Annotated in this window: 27 protein-coding genes; 23 read left to right on the forward strand and 4 right to left on the reverse strand. The window is 48.0% G+C overall.

Annotated elements, in window-relative coordinates:
• The first annotated feature begins 6 nt into the window (after window positions 1-6).
• The 15 genes from BT105_RS10195 to BT105_RS15305 all read left to right on the forward strand — a co-directional run bounded on the left by BT105_RS10195 (window position 7) and on the right by BT105_RS15305 (window position 12,427).
• Window positions 7-486 carry a cell division protein SepF gene (locus BT105_RS10195; RefSeq protein ID WP_072300649.1) on the forward strand — a complete coding sequence of 160 codons (480 nt, stop codon included), beginning with the start codon at window positions 7-9 and terminating at the stop codon, window positions 484-486.
• Complete coding sequence (locus BT105_RS10200; protein ID WP_072300650.1) at window positions 486-1,244, forward strand: YlmH family RNA-binding protein; 759 nt, start codon at window positions 486-488, stop codon at window positions 1,242-1,244. The genes BT105_RS10195 and BT105_RS10200 overlap by 1 nt, the downstream gene beginning before the upstream one ends.
• An 11-nt stretch (window positions 1,245-1,255) precedes the next feature.
• Window positions 1,256-1,825, forward strand: a complete 570-nt coding sequence (locus BT105_RS10205) for a DivIVA domain-containing protein (protein ID WP_072300651.1) — start codon at window positions 1,256-1,258, stop codon at window positions 1,823-1,825.
• A 61-nt stretch (window positions 1,826-1,886) separates the two neighbouring features.
• Entirely contained in the window at window positions 1,887-4,667 is a 2,781-nt protein-coding gene (ileS, locus tag BT105_RS10210) for an isoleucine--tRNA ligase (RefSeq protein WP_072300652.1), read from the forward strand.
• A 62-nt stretch (window positions 4,668-4,729) separates the two neighbouring features.
• The gene (gene lspA / locus BT105_RS10215) at window positions 4,730-5,248 is read left to right on the forward strand and encodes a signal peptidase II (RefSeq protein ID WP_072300653.1); all 519 of its coding nucleotides are present in this window, start codon (window positions 4,730-4,732) and stop codon (window positions 5,246-5,248) included.
• Window positions 5,241-6,155, forward strand: coding sequence for an RluA family pseudouridine synthase (locus BT105_RS10220; protein WP_072300654.1), 915 nt, complete (start codon window positions 5,241-5,243; stop codon window positions 6,153-6,155). Before lspA ends, BT105_RS10220 begins: the two co-directional genes overlap by 8 nt.
• 10 nt (window positions 6,156-6,165) lie before the next feature.
• On the forward strand, window positions 6,166-6,987 hold the full coding sequence (locus BT105_RS10225) for a Cof-type HAD-IIB family hydrolase (RefSeq protein WP_072300655.1): 822 nt from the start codon (window positions 6,166-6,168) through the stop codon (window positions 6,985-6,987).
• 4 nt (window positions 6,988-6,991) lie between these two features.
• Window positions 6,992-7,315 carry a hypothetical protein gene (locus BT105_RS10230; protein WP_072300656.1) on the forward strand — a complete coding sequence of 108 codons (324 nt, stop codon included), beginning with the start codon at window positions 6,992-6,994 and terminating at the stop codon, window positions 7,313-7,315.
• A gap of 208 nt (window positions 7,316-7,523) precedes the next feature.
• Window positions 7,524-8,363, forward strand: a complete 840-nt coding sequence (locus tag BT105_RS10235; protein WP_072300657.1) for a transketolase — start codon at window positions 7,524-7,526, stop codon at window positions 8,361-8,363.
• A 4-nt stretch (window positions 8,364-8,367) separates the two neighbouring features.
• Complete coding sequence (locus BT105_RS10240; RefSeq protein ID WP_177243962.1) at window positions 8,368-9,312, forward strand: transketolase family protein; 945 nt, start codon at window positions 8,368-8,370, stop codon at window positions 9,310-9,312.
• Between the two features lie 454 nt (window positions 9,313-9,766).
• Complete coding sequence (gene rplJ / locus BT105_RS10245) at window positions 9,767-10,282, forward strand: 50S ribosomal protein L10 (protein ID WP_072300658.1); 516 nt, start codon at window positions 9,767-9,769, stop codon at window positions 10,280-10,282.
• 102 nt (window positions 10,283-10,384) lie between these two features.
• Window positions 10,385-10,759 (forward strand): 50S ribosomal protein L7/L12, encoded by a 375-nt coding sequence (gene rplL, locus BT105_RS10250; RefSeq protein ID WP_028516123.1) that lies wholly within the window; start codon window positions 10,385-10,387, stop codon window positions 10,757-10,759.
• 272 nt (window positions 10,760-11,031) lie between these two features.
• A complete protein-coding gene (locus tag BT105_RS10255) occupies window positions 11,032-11,811 on the forward strand; it encodes a CAP domain-containing protein (RefSeq protein ID WP_072300659.1) in 780 nt (259 codons plus the stop codon).
• A gap of 161 nt (window positions 11,812-11,972) precedes the next feature.
• Complete coding sequence (locus BT105_RS15300) at window positions 11,973-12,248, forward strand: GNAT family N-acetyltransferase (protein ID WP_242940118.1); 276 nt, start codon at window positions 11,973-11,975, stop codon at window positions 12,246-12,248.
• 20 nt (window positions 12,249-12,268) lie between these two features.
• Window positions 12,269-12,427 (forward strand): hypothetical protein, encoded by a 159-nt coding sequence (locus tag BT105_RS15305; RefSeq protein WP_242940119.1) that lies wholly within the window; start codon window positions 12,269-12,271, stop codon window positions 12,425-12,427.
• Window positions 12,428-12,492: 65 nt separating this feature from the next.
• On the opposite strand, the gene grcA3 is transcribed toward BT105_RS15305, so the two are convergent.
• The 4 genes from grcA3 to BT105_RS10280 form a co-directional block, all read right to left on the reverse strand.
• Window positions 12,493-12,771 (reverse strand): autonomous glycyl radical cofactor GrcA3, encoded by a 279-nt coding sequence (gene grcA3 / locus BT105_RS10265; protein ID WP_431767980.1) that lies wholly within the window; start codon window positions 12,769-12,771, stop codon window positions 12,493-12,495.
• An 88-nt stretch (window positions 12,772-12,859) separates the two neighbouring features.
• Window positions 12,860-13,063 (reverse strand): hypothetical protein, encoded by a 204-nt coding sequence (locus BT105_RS10270; protein ID WP_072300685.1) that lies wholly within the window; start codon window positions 13,061-13,063, stop codon window positions 12,860-12,862.
• Between the two features lies 1 nt (window position 13,064).
• Entirely contained in the window at window positions 13,065-15,167 is a 2,103-nt protein-coding gene (pflB, locus tag BT105_RS10275; protein WP_072300660.1) for a formate C-acetyltransferase, read from the reverse strand.
• A gap of 342 nt (window positions 15,168-15,509) precedes the next feature.
• The gene (locus tag BT105_RS10280; protein ID WP_072300661.1) at window positions 15,510-16,715 is read right to left on the reverse strand and encodes an AI-2E family transporter; all 1,206 of its coding nucleotides are present in this window, start codon (window positions 16,713-16,715) and stop codon (window positions 15,510-15,512) included.
• A 479-nt stretch (window positions 16,716-17,194) separates the two neighbouring features.
• Here BT105_RS10280 and BT105_RS10285 point away from each other — a divergent pair, with 479 nt between their 5' ends.
• From BT105_RS10285 to BT105_RS10320, 8 genes are all read left to right on the forward strand, one after another.
• Window positions 17,195-17,932: a vWA domain-containing protein gene (locus tag BT105_RS10285; protein ID WP_072300662.1), complete on the forward strand. Its 738-nt coding sequence runs from the start codon at window positions 17,195-17,197 to the stop codon at window positions 17,930-17,932.
• Window positions 17,933-17,941: 9 nt separating this feature from the next.
• On the forward strand, window positions 17,942-18,988 hold the full coding sequence (locus BT105_RS10290; RefSeq protein ID WP_072300663.1) for a PP2C family serine/threonine-protein phosphatase: 1,047 nt from the start codon (window positions 17,942-17,944) through the stop codon (window positions 18,986-18,988).
• A gap of 277 nt (window positions 18,989-19,265) precedes the next feature.
• A complete protein-coding gene (locus BT105_RS10295; RefSeq protein ID WP_072300664.1) occupies window positions 19,266-19,499 on the forward strand; it encodes a hypothetical protein in 234 nt (77 codons plus the stop codon).
• On the forward strand, window positions 19,486-19,785 hold the full coding sequence (locus BT105_RS10300) for an RNA polymerase sigma factor (RefSeq protein ID WP_072300665.1): 300 nt from the start codon (window positions 19,486-19,488) through the stop codon (window positions 19,783-19,785). The genes BT105_RS10295 and BT105_RS10300 overlap by 14 nt, the downstream gene beginning before the upstream one ends.
• A 9-nt stretch (window positions 19,786-19,794) precedes the next feature.
• Complete coding sequence (locus BT105_RS10305) at window positions 19,795-21,123, forward strand: aminotransferase class V-fold PLP-dependent enzyme (RefSeq protein WP_072300666.1); 1,329 nt, start codon at window positions 19,795-19,797, stop codon at window positions 21,121-21,123.
• A gap of 68 nt (window positions 21,124-21,191) precedes the next feature.
• On the forward strand, window positions 21,192-21,503 hold the full coding sequence (locus BT105_RS10310) for a DUF1292 domain-containing protein (protein WP_072300667.1): 312 nt from the start codon (window positions 21,192-21,194) through the stop codon (window positions 21,501-21,503).
• A gap of 279 nt (window positions 21,504-21,782) precedes the next feature.
• Window positions 21,783-23,087 carry a GGDEF domain-containing protein gene (locus tag BT105_RS10315; RefSeq protein WP_072300668.1) on the forward strand — a complete coding sequence of 435 codons (1,305 nt, stop codon included), beginning with the start codon at window positions 21,783-21,785 and terminating at the stop codon, window positions 23,085-23,087.
• A 196-nt stretch (window positions 23,088-23,283) separates the two neighbouring features.
• A complete protein-coding gene (locus tag BT105_RS10320; RefSeq protein WP_072300669.1) occupies window positions 23,284-25,680 on the forward strand; it encodes a dockerin type I repeat-containing protein in 2,397 nt (798 codons plus the stop codon).
• Window positions 25,681-25,715: the final 35 nt, after the last annotated feature.

A 25,715-nucleotide genomic window follows, 5' to 3' on the forward strand; every position in this document is an offset into this window, starting at 1 on the left:
ATTAAGATGAAACTTTTTGACGGTATTAAGGATTTTTTCTTTGCTGCAGATGATGATGATTTTGAAGCTGATGTTCCCGTTCGTCACGAGCGTGAGCGCGGCGGTTTCCAGCCTTCCGACCAGGAAGACGCTCCCGTGAATGAGGGTGCACCAAACGGTCTTGGCGGCGGCGGCAGAAGAAACAAGGTCGTTAATATACAGACTACAGCACAGTTACAGGTAGTGCTTGTAAAGCCATCTGCTTTCACAGACGCTAAGCAGATAGCTGACCACCTCATTGCTAAGAAAACAGTAGTTCTCAACCTCGAGACAGCTTCTCCCGAGAACAAGAGAAGAATTATCGACTTCCTCGTTGGCGTTGCTTATGCAAACGGCGGAAGCCTCAAGCCCGTAGCTAATCTTACCTACATCATTACTCCTTATAATGTAGGATTCATCGGCGAGGACTTAGTCGGCGAGCTGGAGAATAACGGCGTATTCATCTGATGAACGAGCCGTCGGATAAGCTTTTTACCGCAAGGCTTGCGGATATGACAGCTCTGTGCGAAAGAAACGGCGCGGCGGTGTTCTCGTCTTTTTTTGACGAGAGACAGTGCGTTGAAGCCGAGGCTTGGTGCAAAGGTCATACAGGCGGGCTCAGGTATCGGCTCTGGGGCGGATACGATGACGCAAGACGGAAAATGCTTGCGGTCTATCCCGATTACTGCGAGGACTATGTGGAGGGGGAGTACCCCTTTGTGTGCCTGACCTTCACTTACCGAAGCGAGGACAAGCTCACCCACAGGGACTTTCTCGGCAGCTTTATGGGCTTGCAGCTCAAACGTGAGATAATCGGGGATATAGTTGTCTCCGAGGGTGTCACTCAGGCGTTTGTCACTGAGGTTGCTGCAAGGAGCATAACCTCTTCTATATCAAAGATAGGCAGAGTCGGCGTGAAAATTGCCGATGACAAGCCCTTTGAACTGGAAAATGCTCAGAAGTTCCAGACTATCAGCGGTACGGTGGCTTCTCTGCGCCTTGACTGCGTGGTGGGACTTGCCGCTCATTTAAGCCGTGAAAAAGCGGCGGCGCTTATCCGTTCAGATAAGGCAGAGGTCAATCATCTGCCTGTTTCATCTGTCTCCTACGAACTCAGGGGCGGAGATGTATTGTCAATTAGGGGAATTGGAAGATTTGTGCTTTCAGATATAAACGGCTCTACTAAAAAGGGACGCATACACATTGATCTTAAAAAATATATTTAGAGGTGAATGAAATGATAACTTCAAAGGACGTCAGAAATAAGAGATTTGAAAAGGCAGCTTTCGGCTACAAGCAGGAGGAGATCGACGAATTCCTCTCACAGCTGGAGGCAGAGCTCGACGAAATGGAGCGCGAGCGTGCAGAGGCTAACAGCAAGATACAGGTGCTCGCTGATAAGGTAAGAGAATATATGAGAGACGAGGACGCTCTCAAGGACGCTCTCCTCGGTGCTCAGAAGCAGGGACATCAGGTCCTCAACGACGCTAACGAAAAGGCTGAGCAGATCATCGCAGAGGCTAAGGAAAAGGCTGCTGCTCTCGAGGACGAGGCTGTTCGTCAGCACGCTGAGGCTATGGAAAAGAACCGCGAGGAGATCGCTAAGGAAAAGGAAGCTCTCATCGAGGCTCAGCAGCAGGTAGCAGACTTCAAGAAGAGCCTGTTCGATATGTACAAGAGCCACTTAGAGCTCATCTCATCTATGCCTGAGACATTCGACAACGAGACAGCTGAAGATGAGACAGAGGACAAGGCTGAAACAGCAGAGGAGATCGCAGCTGCTGTAGCGGCAGAGGTCGAGGAATAATCAAAAATTAAAAAGATCGAAAGGAGGATCCCTCAGTCTTTTGTAAGAGGGATCGGATAGTATGGCACAGGATTATAACAGTACTCTTAATTTACCGCAGACAGAATTCCCGATGCGCGGAAATCTGCCTAAGAGAGAGCCTGAAACTCTCAAAAAATGGGAAGATGAAAGACTCTACTACAAAATGGTAGAGAAGAATAAGGGCAAGCCCTCATATGTTCTCCATGACGGACCTCCCTATGCAAACGGCGAGATCCACCTCGGTCACGCACTTAACAAGTCCCTCAAGGACTTCATCGTTAAGTATAAGAATATGAACGGTTTCTGTGCTCCCTACGTTCCCGGCTGGGACACCCACGGTCTTCCTATCGAGCTGAAGGCTATGAAGGCTATCGGCGTTGAGAACGGAGCTATCCCTGCGGTAGACCTCAGAAAGCACTGCCGTGAGTACGCTATGACTCAGGTCACTAACCAGATGAAGGGCTTCAAGAGACTGGGCTCACTGGGCGACTATGACTATCCTTACTTGACACTTCGTCCCGAGTATGAGGCAAAGCAGGTAGAGGTATTCGGCTCAATGGTAAAGAAGGGCTATATGTACAAGGGCTTGAAGCCTGTTTACTGGTGCCCTGACTGTAACACAGCTCTCGCTGAGGCTGAGATCGAGTACTCTAACGATCCATGCTATTCTATCTATGTAAAGTTCAACGTAACTGATGACAAGGGCATCTTCACAGGACTTGGACTTGACCTTTCAAAGATATATTTCGTTATCTGGACAACAACTACTTGGACTATCCCGGGCAACCTTGCTATCTGCCTTGGTCCTGAGTACAACTATACACTTGTTCACGTAGGCGACGAGTACTACGTAATGGCTGAGGAGCTCGTCAAGACCACTATGGAGACAGCAGGTATCACTGAGTATACCACTGAGCATATCTTCACAGGTGCAGAGCTCGAAGGCATGAAGACAAAGCACCCGCTCTATGACCGTCCGTCACCCATAATCGTAGGCGACCACGTTACTCTTGAAAGCGGTACAGGCTGCGTACATACAGCTCCCGGCTACGGTGTTGAGGACTTTGAGGTGTGCAAGAAGTACGACGATATCGGTATCATCGTATGCGTTGACTCAAAGGGCAGGCAGACTGCTGAAGCAGGCGAATTCGAGGGCATGGACACAGATCAGGCTAACAAGGCTATCGCTGCAAAGCTCACAGAGCTTGGCGCTATGCTGGCTACACAGAAGATCGTCCACCAGTACCCACACTGCTGGAGATGTAACAGCCCTATCATATACAGAGCTACAGAGCAGTGGTTCTGCTCCGTAAACGGCTTCAAGGACGAGGCTATCAAGGCTATCGAGTCCGTTCAGTGGATCCCTGAGTGGGGCGAGGACAGAATCAAGGGCATGGTACGCGACAGAAGCGACTGGTGTATCTCACGTCAGAGAACATGGGGCGTTCCGATACCTGTTGTTTACTGTAAGGACTGCGGCAAGCCTATCTGCAATGACGAGACTATCTCTGCTATCTCGGAGCTTTTCCGCAAGGAGGGCAGCGACGCATGGTGGATAAAGGATACAAAGGAATTTATCCCTGCAAGCGTTAAGTGTGAGTGCGGCTGCGGCGAGTTCACCAAGGAATACGACATCATGGACGTATGGTTCGACAGCGGTGTATCCCATACATCTGTTATGGAGGGCAAGGACTTCCCGAGCCTTTCATGGCCTGCTGACCTCTATCTCGAGGGTGCTGACCAGTACAGAGGCTGGTTCCAGTCATCGCTCCTAACATCAGTCGTATACAAGGGACAGTCACCATATAAGGCTGTCTGCACTCACGGCTGGGTCGTTGACGGCGAGGGCAAGGCAATGCACAAGTCCCTCGGAAACGGTATTGATCCAAGCGAGATAACAGACCAGTACGGCGCTGATATACTCCGTCTGTGGGCAGCTTCTTCGGACTACCACAGCGATATCCGTATCTCAAAGCCAATTCTCGGTCAGCTTTCCGACGCTTACAAGAAGATAAGAAATACTGCTCGTTTCATTCTGGGCAATCTTGGAAACGGTGCAGGCTTCGATCCCGACAAGGACAGCGTAAGCGACGACCAGCTCACAGAGCTGGACAAGTGGGCTCTCATGAAGCTGGATAACCTTATCGACACAATGAAGAAGGGCTACGACGCATTTGATTTCCATATTGCGCTCCACGCTCTCCACAACTTCTGCGTAATAGATATGTCAAACTTCTACCTTGACATAATCAAGGACAGACTTTACTGCGAGAAGGAGGATTCAGTTCTCCGCCGCGCAGCTCAGACGGCAATGTACCGCATAATCAGTGCGATGACAAGACTTGCCGCACCTATCATTTCATTCACAGCCGAGGAGATATGGCAGTTCATGCCTCACTCCGCAGGCGACGACAAGCTCAGCGTATTCCTCAACCAGATGCCTGAGAAGAGCGGTATCGAGTTCACCGACGACTTCAAGGACAAGTGGGAGTTCATCTACAATACACGTCTCGGAGCTAACAAGGCTCTTGAGGACGCTCGTAACGAAAAGACTATCGGTAAGTCTCTCGAGGCTAAGATAATCATCAAGAGCTCTGACGCTGACTACGACAGATATGCTTCACTGGCAGACCAGCTCAAGGATATCCTCATCGTTTCAGGCGTTGAGGTAGAGAAGGCAGGCACAGCCGAGACAGCATTTGCTGTAGCAAAGGCTGAGGGCGACAAGTGCGAGCGCTGCTGGTGCTTCAGCAAGTACGTTGGCACAAATCATAATCACCCCACACTCTGTGAGAGATGCGCTATAGCTGTAGAAGCTTAAAATATCATTCTTTGCCTGTCGGCTTTTTGGTCGACAGGCAGTCTTATTGAAAGGATACACACTTGTTGATAATACTTGCTTTGCTGGTGGCTGTCCTTGTAGGAGCTGACCAGCTCGTGAAATACTGGGCTGTACATGAGCTCAAACCCGTAGGTACTATGGACTTTATCCGTATCGGAGACTTCAAGATATTCGACCTTACCTACCTTGAAAACGACGGCGCTATCTTTGGAAGTATGTCGGGACAGAGGTGGTTCCTCATCGGCTTTACGAGCCTTGTTGTGCTGGCAGGCATAGTGGTGCTCTTTAAGGTACACCGCCGCTCGAAGTTCCTCAGCACAGCCATTGCGCTGTTTATTGCAGGAGGTATAGGCAACCTTATCGACCGTTTCCGCTTTGCTTATGTGGTGGATATGTTCGAGTTCAAACCATTCAAGTTTGCTATCTTCAACGTGGCTGACATCTGCGTTACCTTTGCTTTCATCATGCTTATCTGGTACGCTCTTTTCATCGATCCAAAGATAGAAAAAGCTAAGAAGGCTGCGGAAGCAGAGTCCGAAAAGGCGGAAGAAAATGAGTGAGCAGGTGATACTCACAGCGCTGCCCGAGGATAAGGGAAGCCGCATAGATAAGTACATTTCTGATAATATTGCGGAGCTTACACGCTCTGCGGTACAGGGGCTCATTGAAAAGGGACTTGTTCTCGCGGAGGGCAAGGCTGTCAGCAAGAACTACAAGCTCAGAGGCGGCGAGGAGATATCCGTCGAGATACCCGAGCCCGAGCCTATGGACGCTGTACCCGAGGATATACCCCTTGATATCGTCTATGAGGACGACGACCTGCTGGTGGTCAACAAGCCCAAGGGCATGGTTGTACACCCTGCACACGGCAATTATACGGGAACACTGGTAAATGCTCTGCTACATCACTGCGGAGACAGCCTGTCGGGGATAAACGGCGTTATCCGTCCGGGTATCGTACACCGTATCGACAAAAACACCAGCGGACTTCTCATAGTTGCCAAGAACGACGCTTCTCATCTGAAGCTTGCTGAGCAGATAAAGGAGCACAGCTTCACCCGTGAGTACGAGGCAGTCGCCTGCGGCTATTTCAAGGAGACCGAGGGAACTGTGGACGCTCCTATAGGGCGTCACAAGACAGACCGCAAGAAGATGTGCGTTACCACGGAAAATTCCCGAAACGCTGTTACTCATTACAGCGTAATAAAGCAGTACGGCGGCTACGCTCATGTGAGACTGCGGCTCGAAACGGGACGTACTCATCAGATACGTGTTCACCTCAGCTATATCGGACACCCCGTACTTGGGGACGACGTTTACGGAAAGCCCTACAAGGGCATAGAGGGACAATGCCTTCACGCCCGTAAAATAGGCTTTATCCACCCCACAACAGGGGAGTACATGGAGTTTACAAGCGAACTTCCCGATTACTTTGTATCCATACTTGCAAAGCTGGAAAAAATGTAGGAGTGATACCTTGTTTGAAGATATATCGAAAGTTGTCCTGCTCAGCGACATGGACGGAACTCTCCTCAACTCAAAAAAGGAGATAACCGACACCGACAGAGCCGCTATTGAGCGGTTCACAGCAATGGGCGGACGCTTTACCGTTGCGACGGGACGCACTATCCAGTCCTTTGACCAGTTCCGTTCTGTTCTGGGGCTGAAATATCCTATAATCATGTACAACGGAGCAGCTATCCATGACTATATCATGGGCGAAACGCTGTTCACACACCCTCTTCCCCCTGAAGCTAAGGCTTACACGGCAGAGCTCCTTGAGCTCATGCCGCAGGCAGGAGGAGAGGTGCTGAAAACTGAGGGCACTTACGTTTTCAGCAATACAGACTACCAGCAGCTCCATACAAAGCTGTGCGGTATAGTGCCGAATTATGCGGAGCTCTCCGACATTGAGGACGGCGGCTGGCTGAAAGTCCTGTTCTCGCTGTCTCCCGAGGACGTTGACCATATGGAGCTCCTTGTAAAACAGCTGCGCTATGAGGGCGTGGATTTTGTGAAGTCCTCGGAAATATTCCTTGAAATGCTCCCCAAGGGAGTAAGCAAGGGCTCGGCTCTTGCACAGTATCGCAGGCTCGGCGGCATGGAGGGCTGTACCTTCGTGTCTATCGGCGACTTCGACAACGATATAGAGATGATAGTCGAAGCCGATGTGGGAGCTTGTCCCGCCAATGCGGAGGAATCAGTAAAGGCAAAGGCGGATATCGTACTCTCACGCACCAACGACGAGGGCGCTGTAGCAGAGCTTATTGACTACATAATCGAAAGGTGCAAACAGTAGAACAATGAAGAAGAAGGCAGCAATAATCGTATACATAGTCGCAGTAATCATCGTGCTGGGACTTATCGGGCTGCTGGTTTACAGCAGCATGAACGGCAGGAGCTCAGACTCCGCCGCAAGCTTTACACTCAGCGATGTGGCAACGCTGGCGCTGGCGGTATTCGCAGTACCAATGTGGATAGCGTCGTTTTGCCTGATGAAGGCGCTGAGACTCAGGGGAACTCTCCACGAAAGGCAGAACAAGATGCTCATATCCGTTCCTGCCGTGGCGTGTACAGGCTTTTCAATATTTTATATAATTGTCATAGTAATGATGATTTTCAGGTGAAAGACATAATATGTTTACATTTACAGCAAAAAATGTCTTGCATTTACCCATTTTTTGCGGTATAATATGTGTGTAGCTATAATTGCAGGGGCGGGCGGCTGTCTGAATAATAATTATTAGGGGGCGACCGAGTCACCCGCCTACTGCTGTCAAACTTTATTAAACTTGTATAAAGCGGCGTTAAGCCGTTAAATTTTTGGAGGTCACTATGGACGCAAAGCTTAAAAAAGAATTGCAGAAAACAGCCTGCAAGGTAAGAATGGGCGTTATCGAAGGCACCTACAATGCCAAGTCGGGACACCCCGGCGGATCCCTCTCGATAAGCGATACTCTCACTTACCTCTACTTCAACAAGATGAACAACGATCCTAAGAATCCCGACGCTCCCGACAGAGACAGATTCGTTCTTTCAAAGGGACATACAGCTCCTGCTCTTTACTCGGTACTGGCTCAGAAGGGCTATTTCTCAGTAGAGGAGCTCAAGTCTCTCCGTCACATCGGCGCTCTTTTACAGGGACACCCATGTATCCATATCCCTGGCGTTGATATGTCAAGCGGCTCTCTCGGACAGGGCATCTCCGCAGCCTGCGGCATGGCTCTGGCTGGCAAGATAGACGGCAAGTCATACAAGGTATACACTGTACTCGGCGACGGCGAGATCGAAGAGGGACAGGTATGGGAGGCTGCTATGTTCGCAGCTCACAAGAAGCTCACTAACCTCGTTGCTATCGTAGATAACAACGGTCTCCAGATAGACGGTCCTATCAGCGAGGTATGCTCACCTGAGCCTATCACAGATAAGTTCGCAGCATTCGGCTGGCACGTTATCACTATGGACGCTCACGACTTCGACGACATCGACAGAGCATTCACAGAGGCTGATTCCGTAAAGGACAAGCCTGTGGCTATCATTCAGAAGTCCACAAAGGGCAAGGGCGTTTCATTTATGGAAAATCAGGTAGGCTGGCACGGCACAGCTCCTAACAAGGAACAGTACGAGCAGGCTATGTCAGAGCTTAACGCGCAGTTAAAGGAATTGGAGGACTAATACAATGGCAGATGTGATAAAAAAGGCTACCAGAGAAAGCTACGGCGAGGCTCTTAAGGAGCTTGCCGATGAATATAAGGACTTAGTAGTTCTCGACGCAGACCTTGCTGCTGCTACAAAGACAGGTATCTTCAAGAAGGCTTACCCAGACCGTTTCTTTGACTGCGGTATCGCAGAGGCTAACATGATGGGTGTTGCAGCAGGTCTTGCAACCTGCGGAAAGATCCCTTTCGCAAGCACATTCGCAATGTTCGCAGCAGGCAGAGCTTTTGAAATAGTAAGAAACTCTATCGGCTACCCACACCTCAATGTAAAGATAGGCGCTACACACGCAGGAATCTCCGTTGGTGAGGACGGCGCTACACATCAGTGCAACGAGGATATCGCTCTTATGAGAACTATCCCGGGTATGACTATCATCAATCCATGCGACGATGTTGAGGCAAAGGCTGCTGTAAAGGCTGCTCTCGACTTCAACGGTCCTGTTTATATGCGTTTCGGCAGACTTGCTGTTCCTGTTATCAACGACGCTGCAAGCTACAAGTTCGAGCTCGGCAAGGGCGTTGTTATGAAGGACGGTAAGGACGTTACAATCGTTGCTACAGGTCTCATGGTAAACGAGGCTGTAGAGGCTGCAAAGACTCTCGAGGCTGAGGGTATCTCCGCAAGAGTAGTCAATATCCACACTATCAAGCCTCTCGATAAGGAGCTCATCTGCAAGTGCGCTAAGGAGACAGGTCTCATCGTTACTGCTGAGGAGCACAGCATCATCGGCGGTCTCGGTTCTGCTGTTGCAGAGATAGTTACAGAGTGCTGTCCTGTTCCTGTTATCAAGATAGGCGTAAACGACGAGTTCGGACATTCAGGTCCTGCTGTTGACCTCCTCAAGGAGTTCGGTCTTTCAGCTGAGAACATCGTTAAGACAGTCAAGGCAAACCTTAAAAAGTAATAACGCAGGGGCGGATATTATCCGCCCCTTTTAATTCGTAATGCGTAATTCGTAATTGTTGTGTCCGCTCTGCGGACAAATTTGAGATTATAATAGTCGTTGTACCGATGACCCCTGTAGGGACGTCCGAAGGTGATGATGATGTATATTATGGTGCGCAAATGACGGAACGCCGCCCCACTACAAACTTAGTTCTAAATTCTAAGCTCTTAGCTCTGAGTTCTAAAGAAATTTTCAGAAACTACTTGACAAACATAAATTAATATGGTATAATTATCAAGCTGTGAAAAAACAGTATCGTATTCTAAAGACAGCTGGCAGAGCTAACGCTCAGTAAGTCCCGCCGAGGAATAGCAATTGATAGAATTATCATTGTCCATTCTGCGCTGTCGGAATGGGCTTTTTTATTGCTCTCTGAATACGATGAAAATTCATTCGGAGGTGAATACACACTATGCCAAGCAATGCTGTACTCGAAGCAAAGAAGGCTAAGGTCGAGAAGCTCACCGAGATCATCAAGAACTCCGTTTCAGGCGTTCTTGTTGACTACAAGGGTATCACTGTTGAAGAGGATACCAAGCTCAGAAAGGAGCTTCGTGAAGCTGGCGTTCACTACTTTGTAGAGAAGAACACAATGCTTCTCCGCGCTTTCAAGGAATGCGGTATCGAGGGCTTTGAAGAGGCTCTCAACGGCACAACTGCTCTCGCTGTTTCTAACGACGATCAGACTGCTCCCGCAAGAATCCTCGGTAAGTTCGCTGAGAAGGCAGGCGACGAGAAGTTCAACCTTAAGGCTGGTTACGTTGAGGGTGAGATCTATGATCAGGCCGGAGTTGTTGCTCTTTCCAAGATCCCTTCAAAGGACACTCTTCTCGCTCAGCTCGTTGGCTCTCTCCAGGGCCCACTGCAGAAGCTTGCTGCTACACTCAATGCTGTTGCAGACAAGAAGAAGGAGGAAGAAGCTGCTTAATTGCCGCTTGAACTTCCATTACACATTTGCGGAGACAAGCTCCGCAGCTTAATTAAACCATAGCCCATAAGGGCAAATACTATTAAAAAGGAGATTATTATCATGGCTTCTGAGAAGATCACAAAATTTGTTGAAGATATCAAGACTCTTTCCGTTCTTGAGCTTTCTGAGCTCGTAGACGCTATCCAGGAGGAATTCGGCGTAACAGCTGCTATCGCTGCTGCTCCTGCTGCTGGCGGTGCTGCTGGCGGCGCTGCTGCTGCTAAGACAGAGTTCGACGTAATCCTTGCTTCCTTCGGCGACGCTAAGATGGGCGTTATCAAGGTTGCTAAGGAAGTTCTCGGTCTCGGCCTCAAGGAGGCTAAGGAGATCGTTGAGGCTGCTCCTAAGGCTATCAAGGAAGGCGTTTCTGAGGCTGAGGCTAACGAACTCAAGGCTAAGTTTGAAGAGGCTGGCGCTACAATCGAGATCAAGTAATTTATTACGGATTGTATACTATACAGGGAGTTGTACTATATGGTACAGCTCCCTTTGTTTATTGTGCAAAATCAGGGGCTGCACTTACTGTGTAAAGTGCGGAAAATCGTACAGCCTGTTGACTTGACCTACAACTTATGATATAATAATCTTAGACAGTTGGTAAACATTATGTATAATATTTATCAGCTTCGCAGTTTTTTTCAGCTTTAAAATATAAGAAGTGAAATGCATGGTTTTGGGGGAAATATGCAGAAACGGAGTGGTTTTTTATGAAAAAGCTTTTGGCGTCTGTAATTTCAATAGCTCTGACTATATCGGCTATGCTGCCGATAACAAGTTTTGCTGCCCCTGATACTGCATTTGTGCTCGGTGACAACATAGTAGAGGCTTCTTCAGCAAATGCCGACGCTTATGCTGAGCAGGTAGTTAAGCTTGTGAACAGCGAGAGAACAAAGAACGGCGTTCAGCCTGTTAAAGCTCTCGTATCCATGAATAAGGCGGCTTCTATCCGCGCAAAGGAGATAGTAAACAAGTTCGACCATGTACGTCCTGACGGCAGAAAAGGTATGAGCGCTATAGATGACGCAGGTCTCAACTGGACATATGTTGGCGAGAATATCGCTATGGGCTATACCTCTCCCGAAGATGTTATGGACGGCTGGATGAATTCCCAAGGTCACAGGAACAATATCCTAAAGCCAAGATATAAGTACATCGGCGTTGGTTATTATTATGCCAACGGCTATGAGTACTGGGTTCAGCTGTTTATGGACTCGCCTGTGGAGTACAAGGATTTTCCGACTGTTAAGGTCCAGAGCGGCGACAAAAACAGCGGTACTCTCGAAAAAGGTGACGTCAACGGTGATAAGGCGATAAACGCCATTGACGCTTCCGAAGTGCTTACGGAGTACGCAAATGTTTCCTCGGGACGAGGCTCACATTTTTCCGCAGCTCAGATAACTGCCGCTGATATGAACACAAACGGCACAGTAGACGCGGTGGACGCGTCCATAATACTCGGCATATACGCATCTAATGCCACAAAATAAAACGAAATAGGCTGTGCCTGTGAAAAGACACTGATATAGAATTTTTAGCCATAGTATTTCTGATGAAAGTCAGAAGTACTGTGGCTTTTTTATTGACATTTCAGCTTTATCATGCTATAATTTGTACTAATATAAATCGGAAGATGCGGAGCTGATAAACTGTGACAATAGAATATAGAAAAGCGGTATCAGAAGATGCGGAAATGCTGGTAAATATCTACAATGCTGCTTTTTACAGCGATTACATGAGATATGGCGCGTGTCCGGGGTATGGCAGAACGACAGAAATGATGAAAGAATCAATAAGAGAGTATCCGAAATATATCATACTGTGCGATAATAAGCCTGTTGGCTGTGTTTCTTGCAAAATGCAGGAAATGAGAGTATATGAGATAACTTGCCTGTCATTGTTCCTGAGTATCAGGGCAAAGGATTAGGTACTAAGGCAGTTCAGTTTGTGAAGGAGCTTTATGATGATTGGGAGAAGCTCACTTTAGTAACGCCTTTGGATAAGAAGGAAAATGTTAAGTTCTATACCGAAAAATGCGGATTTCGTATAGTATCCATTGAAACAGACGGCAATGTTGAGCTTGCCCGATTCGTTACAGAAAGATAAATACAATGCCCCTGAGCGTTTTCAAATACGCTCAGGGGCAAAACTTTATATGTTGCAGTTTTTTATCAGAGACTTGAGTGGAATGTTCTTGAAATAACGTCGTCCTGCTGTTCTTTTGTAAGCTTTACGAAGTTTACTGCGTAGCCCGAAACTCTTACGGTGAGCTGTGGGTACTTCTCAGGATGAGCCTGAGCGTCAAGGAGAGTTTCACGGGTGAAAACGTTTACGTTGAGGTGGTGTCCGCCCTTTTCAACGTAGCCGTCAAGCAATTCGATGAGGTTGTCTACCTGTTTCTGATTATCCATATTTATCCTCCCTGCAGCGTGACGCTGCACCCTATCCACGTTGCCGCTCGCTCACTTTTTATTAAGCCGCTGCCCGTACATCGCTTACGGCAGTTTGATAGGAAAATGCGATTTATGCGTATGACAATTAAAATTCGTCGTCCTCGGGCTCAAGCTCCGTGGGCTGACAGCAGGCGCCCTTTGTGCCGCAGATATCCGTGCTTTTAACGGTATCGACTTTCAGCTCCGAGCCGTTTCCGACTATATTTACATGACCGCTTCCCTGCGCCATGAGCTGGTCTATCAGGTCAGCAAGCTCCTCAGCGGAGCTTTTGCTTTCGGGTGCGCACATATTATTCGCCTCTGAGCTTGTCAAGGTCGAGGTCTCCTGCGAATACCTCCATGTCCTTGCCCAGTGCATTAGGAACGATCGAGAATGTGTTGGAGATACCGTCCTGTGCGTGTCTGAAAGGCAGCTTAGCTACAGATGAGAGTGAAGCTACAGCACCGTGAGTGTCTCTGCCGTGCATCGGGTTAGCTCCCGGAGCAAGCGGAACTCCCTGCTTTCTTCCGTCAGGAGTATTTCCCGTCTTCTTACCGTAAACCACGTTTGAAGTGATTGTAAGGATAGACATTGTAGGCACGCTGTCACGGTAGGTGTGATGCTTTCTTATGCAGTCCATGAACTTGCGGACTACAGTTACCGCTATCTGATCGACACGGTCGTCATTGTTGCCGTACTTCGGGAAGTCTCCCTCTATCTCATAGTCGACTACCACGTTCTTTGCAATGCTTGTGACATTGCCTGCCTTGTCCTTTATTTCGATATCCTTGCGGATAGGCTTTACCTTTGCGTACTTGATAGCGGAGAGCGAATCTGCAACAACTGAAAGTCCTGCGATACCTGTTGCGAAATAGCGCTTTACATCTCTGTCGTGGAGAGCCATTTGCAGTCTCTCATAGCTGTACTTGTCGTGCATATAGTGGATAACGTTGAGGGTGTTGACATAGAGTCCAGCCAGCCACTCCATCATATCCATGTACTTCTCCCAAACATCGTCGAAGTCGAGATACTCGCTGTCAACAGGTCTGTACTTAGGACCTACCTGAAGTCCGAGACGCTCGTCCACACCGCCGTTTATAGCGTAGAGCAGGCACTTTGCAAGATTGGCTCTTGCGCCGAAGAACTGCATTTCCTTGCCCACACGCATTGAGGATACACAGCAGGCGATAGCATAATCGTCGCCGTGGACCACTCTCATCATGTCGTCGTTCTCGTACTGTATCGATGAGGTCTTGATAGACATCTTAGCGCAGTATTCCTTGAACTTTCTCGGGAGCTTCGTTGACCAGAGAATAGTCATATTCGGCTCGGGAGCTGTTCCTAAGTTTTCGAGAGTATGGAGATAACGGAAACTGTTTTTTGTAACGAGGTGATGACCGTCAACGTCAACGCCGCCGATAGACTCTGTTATCCATGTGGGGTCGCCGGAGAAGAGTTCGTTGTACTCAGGAGTACGAGCGAACTTTACGATACGGAGCTTCATGATGAAGTGGTCGATGAGCTCCTGTGCCTGTTCCTCGGTGAGTATGCCCTTATCAAGGTCACGCTGAATGAATATATCGAGGAAAGTTGAGGTACGTCCTAATGACATAGCCGCGCCGTTCTGCTCCTTGACTGCTGCAAGATAGCCGAAGTAGAGCCACTGAACTGCTTCCTTAGCGTTTGCGGCAGGCTTTGAGATATCAAAGCCGTATATCTCGCCCAGCTTCTTCAGATCCTGCAATGCGCGGACCTGCTCTGCAAGCTCCTCGCGGAGACGGATGTTCTTGGAAGTCATTCTTACCAGTGAAGTATCTATCTGGTGCTTCTTGTCCTCGATAAGGAGATCAACACCGTAGAGTGCTACACGTCTGTAGTCGCCGATGATACGGCCTCTGCCGTAAGCGTCAGGAAGTCCTGTCAGGATAGCCGAATGACGTGCAAGTCTCATCTCGGGAGTGTATGCGTCGAAAACGCCCTGATTGTGAGTCTTTCTGTACTTTGTGAATATCTCGACTACAGAGGGATCGACCTCATAGCCATACTCCTTGCAAGCCTGCTGAGCCATTCTGATACCGCCGAAAGGCTGTAATGCACGCTTGAAAGGCTTGTCCGTCTGGAGACCTACTATCTGCTCCAGATCCTTTTCAATGTAGCCTGCGCCGTGTGAAGTTATTGTTGATATGATCTTGGTGTCCATGTCAAGGACTCCGCCTGCTTCGCGCTCCTGTCGGGAGAGATCCATGACCTTGTCCCATAGCTTTTTTGTTGCCTCGGTAGGAGGTGCGAGGAAGCTTTCGTCGCCCTCATAAGGAGTGTAATTCTTTTTGATAAAGTCTCTGACGTTTACAGAAGTATGACTCCAGCGTCCCTCTGTAAAGCCGTCCCATTCCTTTTGCCATGTATTGATCATAACACATTACTCCTTTACAATGATCTAAGATAATATTACCACATTGTTTAAATTTTGTCAATCTCCCTATTAACGTCGGTTAACGGAAAAATACCGTTTTTCGTTTTATCAGATTACAAAATGTCAGCTGTCCCCTGAGGCAGCTTAGGTCTCCCTGCGGAGAATTGGAGCATTCGGCTCATGCCGAATTGATCGGTATCAAAAATGTGTGAACTTGTTTGGCTTATTTGTGCATTAGATAGAACTTAGAACTAAGAGCTAAGAACTAAGAGATAAGAACTAAGAGATAAGAACTAAGAGCTAAGTAGGGGACGCCGTCCCCTACAAACTACTCACTACTTACTACTTTCTACTCACTTTTTTAGGCTTCTGGGGTTTCTTGGTTTTTTCGGGCTTTTTGGGCTTCTTGTCCTCGGGAGGTGCAATGCCCTCTGCGGCTTCTTTTGCTTCGAGCACGTTGAAGCTGAGCTTATACAGTGTAGCCGCCAGCGGTACGCCGAGTATCATGCCGAAAATACCGAAAAGTCCGCCGCCGAGAGTAACAGCCGCAAGAGTCCATATACTCGGCAGTCCTACAGAGCCGCCAACTACCTTTGGGTAGATGATATTGCCCTCGAACTGCTGGAGCAGAACTAAGAATATCAGGAAAATCAGCGCATGCATGGGACTTTCCGTCAGGATAATGAACGCGCTTATGCCTGCACCGATGAATGCACCAACGATAGGGATAAATGCGGTAACTCCTACAAGAGTTCCCGACATTGCGGCGTAGGGGAGTTTCAGTATCTTCATGCCGATGAAGCACAGTGAGCCGAGGATAATAGCCTCCACGAACTGTCCAACAAAGAAGCTCTGGAATGTCTCGTTTGCGGTGTGGAAGATCCGTGAGAATCTCGCGTTGGATTCCTCGCTGAAATACGCCCGTCTGATACGGTTTCCGTCGCGGAAGAGCTTATCCTTGCGGAGAAGAAGATAAATTGCGAATATCAGTCCCAGCACAAGGTTCGCCACCGCTGAGGTAAGTCCGCCGATAATGCCCATTGCGGAGCTGAGTATGCCTGCAAGCCCCGATGTGAGAAGCTTCGAGCCCTTTTCGGCAATGGTAGTCCAGTCAAATTCAAGGGAGCTTATCTGCTCTTGTATCTCGGGGTACTCGCCAAGCTTTCCGAGAGCGAAGTCACGGACTTGGGTGAACGCAGGCGGTATCTCGGCGTAGAGAACTCCGAAAGCCTTGGCTATCTCGGGAACGATGATATACATCACGAGGATTATCATTGCTATGGCAATGGCGAACGAGCACACCAGACACACAGGTCGCCGTGTAACTGCGGCGGCTTTTGATGTGCTTTTGGGGAAGTAGTGCTTCTCGAAGTAGTTCATGAGGATATTGAAGATGTAGGCTATCATAAATCCCATGACAAGGGGCTTCATAGCGCCCAGCACCAAGGATACGAAGTTTGCCAGTACGTGGAAATTCTGGCTTATAACGCATACTGCTATTGCCAGTGCCGCGATAAAGATATATTTTTTTATGTCGTTTTTGTTCATAGTGAGCCGAAAAAACGGCAAGCCCTCCAATCATATATCATGTCTGTATTGTACCGCGTAAGCGGAACGTTGTAGTATAATTGCCCGATATGCAGGGAGCAGATCTTTGATCTGCGTATCTGCAAGAGCTTTTTTAATAAAGTATAGTATCATCTTTAATGATATTATACATTATAAATGCGATTATGTCACGATATTAAATGTTAAATTTGTGTGAACAATTGCGGTGGGGAGAATACAAACTCTGTTTTTAAGGGGCGCATGCTAACGGCTAAAGGCTAAGGGCTCGGGCGGATAATATCCGCCCCTACAGGCTTAATAGGTTCTGACCTGTCTGCGCTTTTACGCTATAAGCGCGGAGCCTTTTTCACGCTGAAAAAATAAAAATTGAAATTTTTAGCCGCGTGTGTTGCTATTTTCGTATTTTTATGATATAATACTTTTAGCTTATTATAAATTACAGGACGGAGGTATATACCATGCCAGGTTTAGACGATTACGCTCCTGCTGTCAGAAAGGTCATGACTCTTTTCTATGTCATTGACACTTCGGGAAGTATGCAGGGCAGCAAAATAGGACAAGTAGAATCAGCTCTTGAAGAAGTTATGCAGACATTACAGGAAATAAGCGACGAAAGCGACGACGCTGAAATAAAGATCGCCGTTCTGGAATTCTCCACAGGCGCTTCATGGGTTACTCCCGAGCCTGTTTCTCCCGAGGGATACCGCTTCAAGACCTTTGAAGCCTGTGGCGTTACCGATCTGGGCGCTGCCTGCAAGGAGCTGGACAAGAAGCTCTCACGAAATGAATTCCTACAGACTGCCGCAGGTGCATATCCGCCTGTAATTCTCCTTTTCAGTGACGGCGGTCCTACAGATAACTGGGAGAGCGGTCTTGACGCTCTCAAGAAGAATAACTGGTACAAGCGCTCTATCAAGATAGCATTCGCTATCGGCGATGACGCTGACAAGGACGTTCTTGCACGTTTCTCGGGAAGCTCCGAGACAGTTCTTGACGTCAAGAACAAGGATCAGCTCCGCCTTATGATAGAAAAGGCAAGCGTTATCACCAGCGTATTCGCAAGCCATTCAAGCACAGTTGACAGCGACACAGATCCTGTTGAAATATCAAAGAAGCTGGCTGAGGACGTTCAGACTCAGACTTCAGAGGCTCTCAGCGACGCCAATACCGCCGATTGGGACGAATCGGACTGGTAAGGTGAGGCTATGGATAAAATTCTTTCCTTTGCTCAGACAACTGTAGGCGCTTCACATCTCAGCAGGGACATCGTTTGTCAGGACAGCTCCCTTGCCGCAGACCATGAGAAGTACTCATTCGCGGCGGCGGCTGACGGTCACGGAAGTCCATGCTATCTGCGTACTGAAAGAGGCTCGAAATTTGCAGTTGAATGTGCGGCGGAGTGTGTAGGGGAGTTCCTTGATGGTATCGAGAATGCCGCTGAGGTGCTTGCCGACGAGAGACAGCGCGAGGAGCTCTTCAATCAGCTCTGGCGCAGTATCATCGCACGCTGGCACGACAAGACAGAGCAGGATTTCAGGAACGAGCCCTTTACCGAGGAGGAGTACAGCCGTATCCCCGAGAAGTTCGCGTCCTATATAACGCGATATGAGAGCGGCGAGTATATCGGCGCTTACGGAACTACGCTGCTGTTTGCGGTAGTCACTGAGGACTATGCCTTCGGCGCTCAGATAGGCGACGGAAAATGCGTGGTCATCGACGGCGACAGCAATGTATTTGCGCCTATTCCCGAGGATCCGCGCTGTTATGAGAACGTTACCACTTCCATGTGTCAGGACGACGCGGCGTTGTCGGCAAGATTCTTCTATCTGCCAAAGGGACTTATGCCTGCGGCGGTATTCCTTTGTACTGACGGCGTGGAGAACTCCTACTGGAACGAGGAGCAGCTTTTCAGCTTTTTCCGCGGACTTGCTCTTACAATAGTTGAAAACGGCATGGAGGACGGCGTGGCACAGCTGGCGGACTTCCTGCCTGCAATGACGAAAAAGGGCAGCGGCGACGACGTTACCTGCTCGGGTATAATCAATATGCCGAAGCTGGGCGCTTGCTCGGACGGCATACGTGAGGATCTGGAGGCTGCTGCGGCGGCTATCTCCGAGGAGACATTGCCCGAGGATATCGAATATTCCGACGAGGAATCACAGCAGGTCATCTCAGACGTTGTGACTGAGCCTGCCGAGAGCGAAGAAGCGGCAGAAGAAGCTCCCGAGGAGCAAACAGAGATCAGTGAATAGTTATTAGTAAGGAACGCCTGTCGGGCGTTCCTTTTTTGCGTAAAACGGGCTTAATTCTACTCTATGCTTACTATCAATGCTTACTTGCGGGCGGCGAAACGCCGCCCCTACAAGCTAATGGCTAACGGCTCAAAATTTTTTCAAAAAGGTCTTGACAAATAAGAACAGATGTTCTATAATATAATCACAAGGAATGGAACGTTAGTTCTTAAAGCTATCTTATCAAGGGTGCAGCATATGCTGCTCGTGCTTCTTTTTCTTAATAAGGGGGCAAATCATGACACAGCTTATCAAAAACTACACCAACAGCCGCGACCTCGTAAAACAGCGTATCACAGAGCTTTCCGAGCTTCGGAGAGCCCTGCTGAAAAGGGGGGATAACGCAAAAGTCTCGGAGCTCGACCTCGACCGCCGCATTCAGGTGCTCTATGAGGAGCACGGCGAAATGCAGGCGATCATCTCTCATCTCACTTCGTACAACAGGAGGCGTGAGAGCTTTGGCAAGATGTGATATCAGGTATTCTGACAAAATGAGCGGCAGGGAGGATATGGGCATTAAGCGTATCCTCAGCCGCGGTGAAAAGGACAAAAATGCGTCAAGGCTTCGCAGTATTATGTTAAAAATAATTAATAATGAGCTGACACCGAGACAAAAGGAAATAATTATGCTATACTATTTTAAGAACGCAGATGTAGCGGCTATAAGCGAAAAGCTGGGAGTGTCCCAGCAGGCGGTCTATGCGGCTATGTCACGCGCTAAAAAGACAATGTACGGTATACTGAAATATTACATCTGAGGAGGTTTTATGGATACTCCTGTATATGATTTTTTGCGGAGCTACGCCGCTTCGGGAACTCTGAGGGCTCATATGCCGGGGCATAAGGGGAATGCCGCGGCTGAGCTTGGGGAGCTTTTCAAGCTCGACATAACGGAAATAAAGGGCGCGGACAGTCTTTTTGAAGCTGAGGGCATAATCGCGCAGAGCGAGCACAATACCGCGAAGCTCTACGGCAGTAAGGCTTCGGTTTTCTCGGCAGGGGGCTCTACGCTGTGCATACAGGCTATGCTGGCTCTTATGAAGCAGGAGCGCCGCCGCGTTATAGCGGTCAGGAACGTTCACCGCGCTTTTCTCAATGCGGCGGCTTTGCTTCGTCTGGACGTCCAGTGGATAATGCCCAGATACAGCGGCGGTATCCTGTCGGGCGAGCTTCAGCTCGCCGACGTGGCGGCGGCGCTTGCCGCCGACCACACGCCAGCCTGCGTTTATGTGACCTCACCCGATTACACGGGCAGGCTGGCGGATACCGCCGCACTGGCTCGGCTATGCCACAGCTATGGAGCGAAGCTCCTTGTGGATAACGCTCACGGAGCTCATCTGGCTTTCTTTGAGGAGAGCCTGCACCCCATAGCTCTGGGAGCAGACCTGTGCTGTGATTCAGCGCATAAAATGCTGCCTGCTCTTACGGGAGCGGCAGTTCTGCATACCTCCTGCGAGGAGTATGTCCCGAAGCTGAAACAGGCGATGAGCCTTTTCGGTTCGACGAGTCCGTCCTATCTTATTATGGCTTCGCTTGATCTTTGCAACCGTTATATCGCAGAAAGGATACGTGACGACATCGCCGCGGCTTTGCCGCGGATAGCGGTGCTTCGCGCCGCCTTGTCGGACAGGCTTGTTTTTGCCGAAAGCGAGCCCTTCCATATCACAGTAAAAGCCGCTGAAAGCGGCTTCTGCGGCACGGAAATAGCGGAACTCCTCCGTGAAAGGGGAGTTGAATGCGAATACGCCGACGACGAGCTGGTGATACTTCTCATGTCCCCTTTTTCGGCGGCGGAGGACTACGGGCGGCTTCAAGCCGCGCTGGAAAGCGCGGCGTCGGGAGCTTCGCCGAGAAATAGGAAGTGCTTTGGTTTTCAGCCGAAGCTCCCGCAAATGGCTTTAGCCATTTGTGAAGCCGCCTTTGCGGAGACCGAGGAAATTTCGGTTGAGGACGCCGAAGGACGTATCTGTGCGTCGGTAAAGGTACCCTGTCCGCCTGCAATACCAATAGTGGTAAGCGGCGAGGTCATCGACAGGCAATGCGTGGAGCTCTTCCGCACATACGGCATAAAAACTGTTCTCGTGGTGAAAAATTAACGCAGACTATTGCATTTTGCCTGCATATGTGATAAAATATAGTAAAATATTATTGCGGAGGTAAAGCCATGAGCGATATGAACGAAAAAGAACTCGACGAGCTTGAGGAAGAGGATGAAATAGAGAACTACATCACTCTCACCGATGACGAAGGCAATGACGTATCTTTTGAGATAATCGGCAATGTTGAGTACAAAGACCACCTTTACGCAGTTCTTCTGCCATTCGACGACGAGGACGACGAGGTAGTCATTCTTGAGGTCATTCCGGGAGAGACTCCCGAGGAAGATGACTTTGTTTCCGTTGACGACGATGAGCTTCTCGGCAAGGTTTTCGAGGAATTCAAGAAGAATTACGACGGCGAGTACGAATTTGAATAATTGATTTATGAGCTTCCATGTATTTTGCACGGAAGCTTTTTTTGTCAAATCTTCCAAAGAGTACTGCTTTTCATTGTTCAAAGCTACAAATTGATTCTGTTTGTTTGACTCGTTCACAATTTGTTCTCAATTTTGAGAAAAAAATATGATATTATTTATTATATACATTATGATATAAACTGCTGTAAAAAGCTGTTTTTTGAGGATATGTTTTATTATTGATTTTAACTTGCATGAAGCTATGAAAGCTTCGCAAATAACATTTTAGGGGGACTCGTTATGGACAATTTTAATGTAAACGAGATGACATTAGAAAAAGCGATCGATTTCTTCAAGGACAACGTTGGCGCCCTTGTCATTGCTGACAGTAAAACCAATTCCTACAAGCCCGTTGTCAGAAGAGGTATTTTCAATAAGCTTGTTGCAGAATCAGGCGGCAAGTACCATGATCTCCTTGAGAAACTCTGGTATCATCTTAGCAAGACTTCTGACACTGTATCCGAGAAATATCAGTCGTTTGTCATGACGTCAGGTTCTTTTTCGGGAAAGTATTCCAGAAAAGTTGAAGTAATGGTAGAGGATATAGCCTACATTGTACAGGTATCTATATATCCGTTAAAGGAAAAGGAGACATACCTCTTTATACTTGATGAGCTTGACGACAGCCAGTCCATGGAAGAGACTCTGACTACACAAAAGGTAAAGACCTTCCAGAATACATACCTGTTTTCAATGTATATTGACCTTGTCAAGGATACTATCCACGGTATCAGCGTTACAGAGCTCTCTGACGACGTTATCAATCAGGAGCTTAAATATACTCAGTGGCGAATGATGATAGTTAATGCTATAAACAGTGATTATCGTGACCAGTTCCTTGAATGGAGCGATCCCGATTATCTCAAAGAAAAATTTGATCCGGGACAGACAGCTTCATTTGACTGCCTTATGACGAATCTTGAGGGCATCGAGATATGGGTAAAGCTCATATTCAGCCGTGTGGGAACAAGCAACCCCGACGACTACCGTTATATCTATATGGTGCAGAATATCAATGAAGAAGCACAGGAGCTTAGAAATACCCTTGCTCAGTACGCAGACCGTGCTTCAAAGGATCCGCTTACTGCGATATATAACCACGGAAGAATGGAAACAGAGATAAACAATGCCCTTATAGATAAGGTCGCAAAGGGAGAAGCTGTTTCGATAATGATAATGGATATCGACTTCTTCAAGCACGTAAACGATAATTACGGCCACGCTGTCGGCGATGATACGCTCAGGCACTTTGCGGCTTTGCTGAGCGATTATCTCAACAAGAACAATGGCGTAGTCGGACGCTGGGGCGGTGAGGAATTCGTGGCTGTATGCTACGGCGCAGACCGTGAGAAAGCTGCGGCGATCGCCGAGGATATCCGCCAGAAGGTGGCTGCCGAGAACTTTGCAGTTGTTGGAAATATCACCTGTAGTATAGGCGTTACGACGCTGAATACTTCCGACGATTTTGAGAGAGCCTACAGACGTATGGACAACGCGCTGTATGAGGCTAAATCCAGCGGAAGAAACTGCGTAAGACTTGCATAAAATATCAGGGCTGTACCCCCTTGGGTACAGTCCTTTTTCATATTTCAAGATTTTTTTGAAAAAAATTCAGAAAAGGGTGAGAGTTTTTGCTTTTTCAAACGTCTAATAAGTGAATAGTAAAAATAACAGGCTGTCTGTTTCCTGAAAGGGTTCTGCCCAGCAGACTGCCGTTTATTTACAAAAAGGAGGGTTCACTATGAATAAAAGGAAAATTCTGACGTTCATCACCGCGCTGACAATGAGTCTGACATCTCTGTCATTCACCCCTGCATATGTGGTTGCGGAGGACAGCACCGCAGCAGTTGCCGCTTCCGAGGAGAACAAGGGCATATATTATTCCGATAAGGAAGATGCTTCGATAAGAGTTGAAACTGGCTTCAACTCAGGCATATCGCTTCAAGGCTGCAATGACGATAAGTTTTACGAGATAGGCGAGTCTCCTGTAAAGTTCACCATTGACAACGAGAACATTGCAAAGATAACCCAGATACAGGGATATCTTGTAAATGTCAGGGGCGTATCAGCAGGCGAGACTGTGCTTCGTGCGGAAACTTCCGACGGACAGAAAGCTTCTGTCAAGATAGTCTCTGTCGTAACTCCCGTAACCACAACAACAGCAGTATGGACTAACACTACCACTGCGACTGCGACTTATGCTACAACATCTACCGTTATAGCCTGCTTTGAACCTACAGTAGAGTTTGACACATCTCCTATGAAAGTGGGCGAAGTACGTGAGGGAAAATTCTACAATCCCGAGACAAAAAAGACTGACGGCGGCTCTGTTTATGCTGTTTTTGAGACGGTAAAGGTTGAGTATACAGAGGGCAGCGACACCTTTAAGGTAACAGCTCTTGAACCCGGACGTGCGCATATCAACTTTGGTGCAAAGGGCTGCGCATTTATGGGCAGTGTTGAATTCAAGGTAGTTGATGAAAACGGAGACAGCCCCACAACTACAACAACTAAACAGGCAAATTCTCAGACCACATATCTTACCACTGCGACTACAACATCTACCTCTACTACTACTGTGATATATGATTTTTGGCCTACAGTAGAGCTTGACAAGTCTCCAATGCAGGTAGGCGAGGTGCGCGAGGGACGCTTCTACAATCCCGAGACAAAGAAAACCGAGGGCGGCTCTGTATATTCCGCAAGCGATAATATCATGATAGAGTATACAAAGGGCAGCGACACATTCAGAATAACCGCATTAAAGGCAGGCAAAGCAAGTATAACCTTCTCTGCAAAGGGCTGTGCGTTCAATAACTATGTCAGCCTTGAAGTAACAGGCGAAGATGTTCTTCTTCCCGATTTTGCTCCTACAGTGGATTTCGACACATCTGATATGAAGGTCGGCGAGACACGAAAGGGACGTTTCTATAATCCTATCTCCCAAAAGTCCACAGGCGGCAATATAAAGGCTTCGGACAATGTATCCGTTAAGGTGGAAAAGGACGGCAGCTTTGAGGTAACTGCTTTAAAGGCAGGCTCTGCGAAGCTTGAAATAACCGACAATGACTGTCCGTTCACAGGCTCTGTGTACTTTAATGTTGTTGAAGTAAGTAAGATGAAAGGCGATTCCAACTGCGACGGTCAAATGGATATGTCGGACGTAGTCCTCATTATGCAGGCTCTTGCTAATCCGAATAAATATGGCGAAAACGGTACAGCAAAGGTTCATCTTACAGCGCAGGGCAAGGAAAACGCCGATATGGACGGCAACGGTCTTACTGTAGGCGACGCTCAGAAGATACAGATGAAGCTTCTCGGTCTCGATGATGACAGCGAGCCTTTAACTCCTTTAGCACAGGCTGTAGGCGTTGATACTACCGACGAAGCAATAAAGCTTATCAGAAGCTATGACCTTAACGACTACAATGTAAACGCCCGCGAGACCATGAAGCAGATGTTCGAGAGCTTCAAAAATGACGGCTTTATCTATCGCTTTGCCGACGGCACAGGCGATGACGCAGTAAAGCTCCGTGACGACTATGTAAATCCGCCTGTCTTGCTCGGACCTTATGCGAATTTTGAGGATATAGTCATTCTCTATCATGTAAAGGCATATGACATGAACTATCAGTTATACTACTTCAACAGAGGCAAGGATTACGCAGGTCAGTCTATGTCTGATTATATCAAGAACCGCTTTGGCTTTAATGTAACAAAGGTCATCGACGATAAATACTTTATCTTCGACAGCAGCAAGGACGGTCAGAACGATATCAGCGTGATTTTCGCTTTAGACGACGGACATTACTGCAAGGTAAGATGCTTCGGCACAGAGGCAGAGCTTATGAAGCTTGCAAAGTCACTGAAAAGCGTGAAGCTCCCTCTCGGTGAGAAAAAGATAACCGACCTTAACGATGTAAACGCTCTTCTGATTGCCTATGAGACAGAGCACAAGCTCCCTGTTTCCATGATTACATCAATCAGTCAGGGTGACAAGCAGGTTTATGTATATCTGGGCACATTTGATATCAAAGAGCAGGAAAAGGTCATTGAACAGATGAAGAACTATATGAAGTTCATGAACATCGACGAGGAACTTGTATGTTTTGCAATTCCTCAGACCGTTGCAGACTGAAAGAAAACATGATAAATATAGAGAAAAAGAGAAAA

Source organism: Ruminococcus flavefaciens, assembly GCF_900119075.1.
GTDB classification, from domain to species: Bacteria; Bacillota; Clostridia; order Oscillospirales; family Ruminococcaceae; genus Ruminococcus; species Ruminococcus flavefaciens_Q.

Coding starts and splice junctions, on each gene's coding strand:
- rplL (WP_028516123.1), top strand. CDS start 10,385: ATGGCTTCTGAGAAGATCACAAAATTTGTTGAAGATATCAAGACTCTT.
- BT105_RS10305 (WP_072300666.1), top strand. CDS start 19,795: ATGGATACTCCTGTATATGATTTTTTGCGGAGCTACGCCGCTTCGGGA.
- BT105_RS10290 (WP_072300663.1), top strand. CDS start 17,942: ATGGATAAAATTCTTTCCTTTGCTCAGACAACTGTAGGCGCTTCACAT.
- rplJ (WP_072300658.1), top strand. CDS start 9,767: ATGCCAAGCAATGCTGTACTCGAAGCAAAGAAGGCTAAGGTCGAGAAG.
- BT105_RS10240 (WP_177243962.1), top strand. CDS start 8,368: ATGGCAGATGTGATAAAAAAGGCTACCAGAGAAAGCTACGGCGAGGCT.
- BT105_RS10315 (WP_072300668.1), top strand. CDS start 21,783: ATGGACAATTTTAATGTAAACGAGATGACATTAGAAAAAGCGATCGAT.
- BT105_RS10280 (WP_072300661.1), bottom strand. CDS start 16,715: ATGAACAAAAACGACATAAAAAAATATATCTTTATCGCGGCACTGGCA.
- BT105_RS10310 (WP_072300667.1), top strand. CDS start 21,192: ATGAGCGATATGAACGAAAAAGAACTCGACGAGCTTGAGGAAGAGGAT.
- BT105_RS10230 (WP_072300656.1), top strand. CDS start 6,992: ATGAAGAAGAAGGCAGCAATAATCGTATACATAGTCGCAGTAATCATC.
- BT105_RS10255 (WP_072300659.1), top strand. CDS start 11,032: ATGAAAAAGCTTTTGGCGTCTGTAATTTCAATAGCTCTGACTATATCG.
- BT105_RS10270 (WP_072300685.1), bottom strand. CDS start 13,063: ATGTGCGCACCCGAAAGCAAAAGCTCCGCTGAGGAGCTTGCTGACCTG.
- BT105_RS10195 (WP_072300649.1), top strand. CDS start 7: ATGAAACTTTTTGACGGTATTAAGGATTTTTTCTTTGCTGCAGATGAT.
- BT105_RS10235 (WP_072300657.1), top strand. CDS start 7,524: ATGGACGCAAAGCTTAAAAAAGAATTGCAGAAAACAGCCTGCAAGGTA.
- BT105_RS10205 (WP_072300651.1), top strand. CDS start 1,256: ATGATAACTTCAAAGGACGTCAGAAATAAGAGATTTGAAAAGGCAGCT.
- BT105_RS10200 (WP_072300650.1), top strand. CDS start 486: ATGAACGAGCCGTCGGATAAGCTTTTTACCGCAAGGCTTGCGGATATG.
- BT105_RS10295 (WP_072300664.1), top strand. CDS start 19,266: ATGACACAGCTTATCAAAAACTACACCAACAGCCGCGACCTCGTAAAA.
- BT105_RS10285 (WP_072300662.1), top strand. CDS start 17,195: ATGCCAGGTTTAGACGATTACGCTCCTGCTGTCAGAAAGGTCATGACT.
- pflB (WP_072300660.1), bottom strand. CDS start 15,167: ATGATCAATACATGGCAAAAGGAATGGGACGGCTTTACAGAGGGACGC.
- BT105_RS10320 (WP_072300669.1), top strand. CDS start 23,284: ATGAATAAAAGGAAAATTCTGACGTTCATCACCGCGCTGACAATGAGT.
- BT105_RS10220 (WP_072300654.1), top strand. CDS start 5,241: ATGAGTGAGCAGGTGATACTCACAGCGCTGCCCGAGGATAAGGGAAGC.
- ileS (WP_072300652.1), top strand. CDS start 1,887: ATGGCACAGGATTATAACAGTACTCTTAATTTACCGCAGACAGAATTC.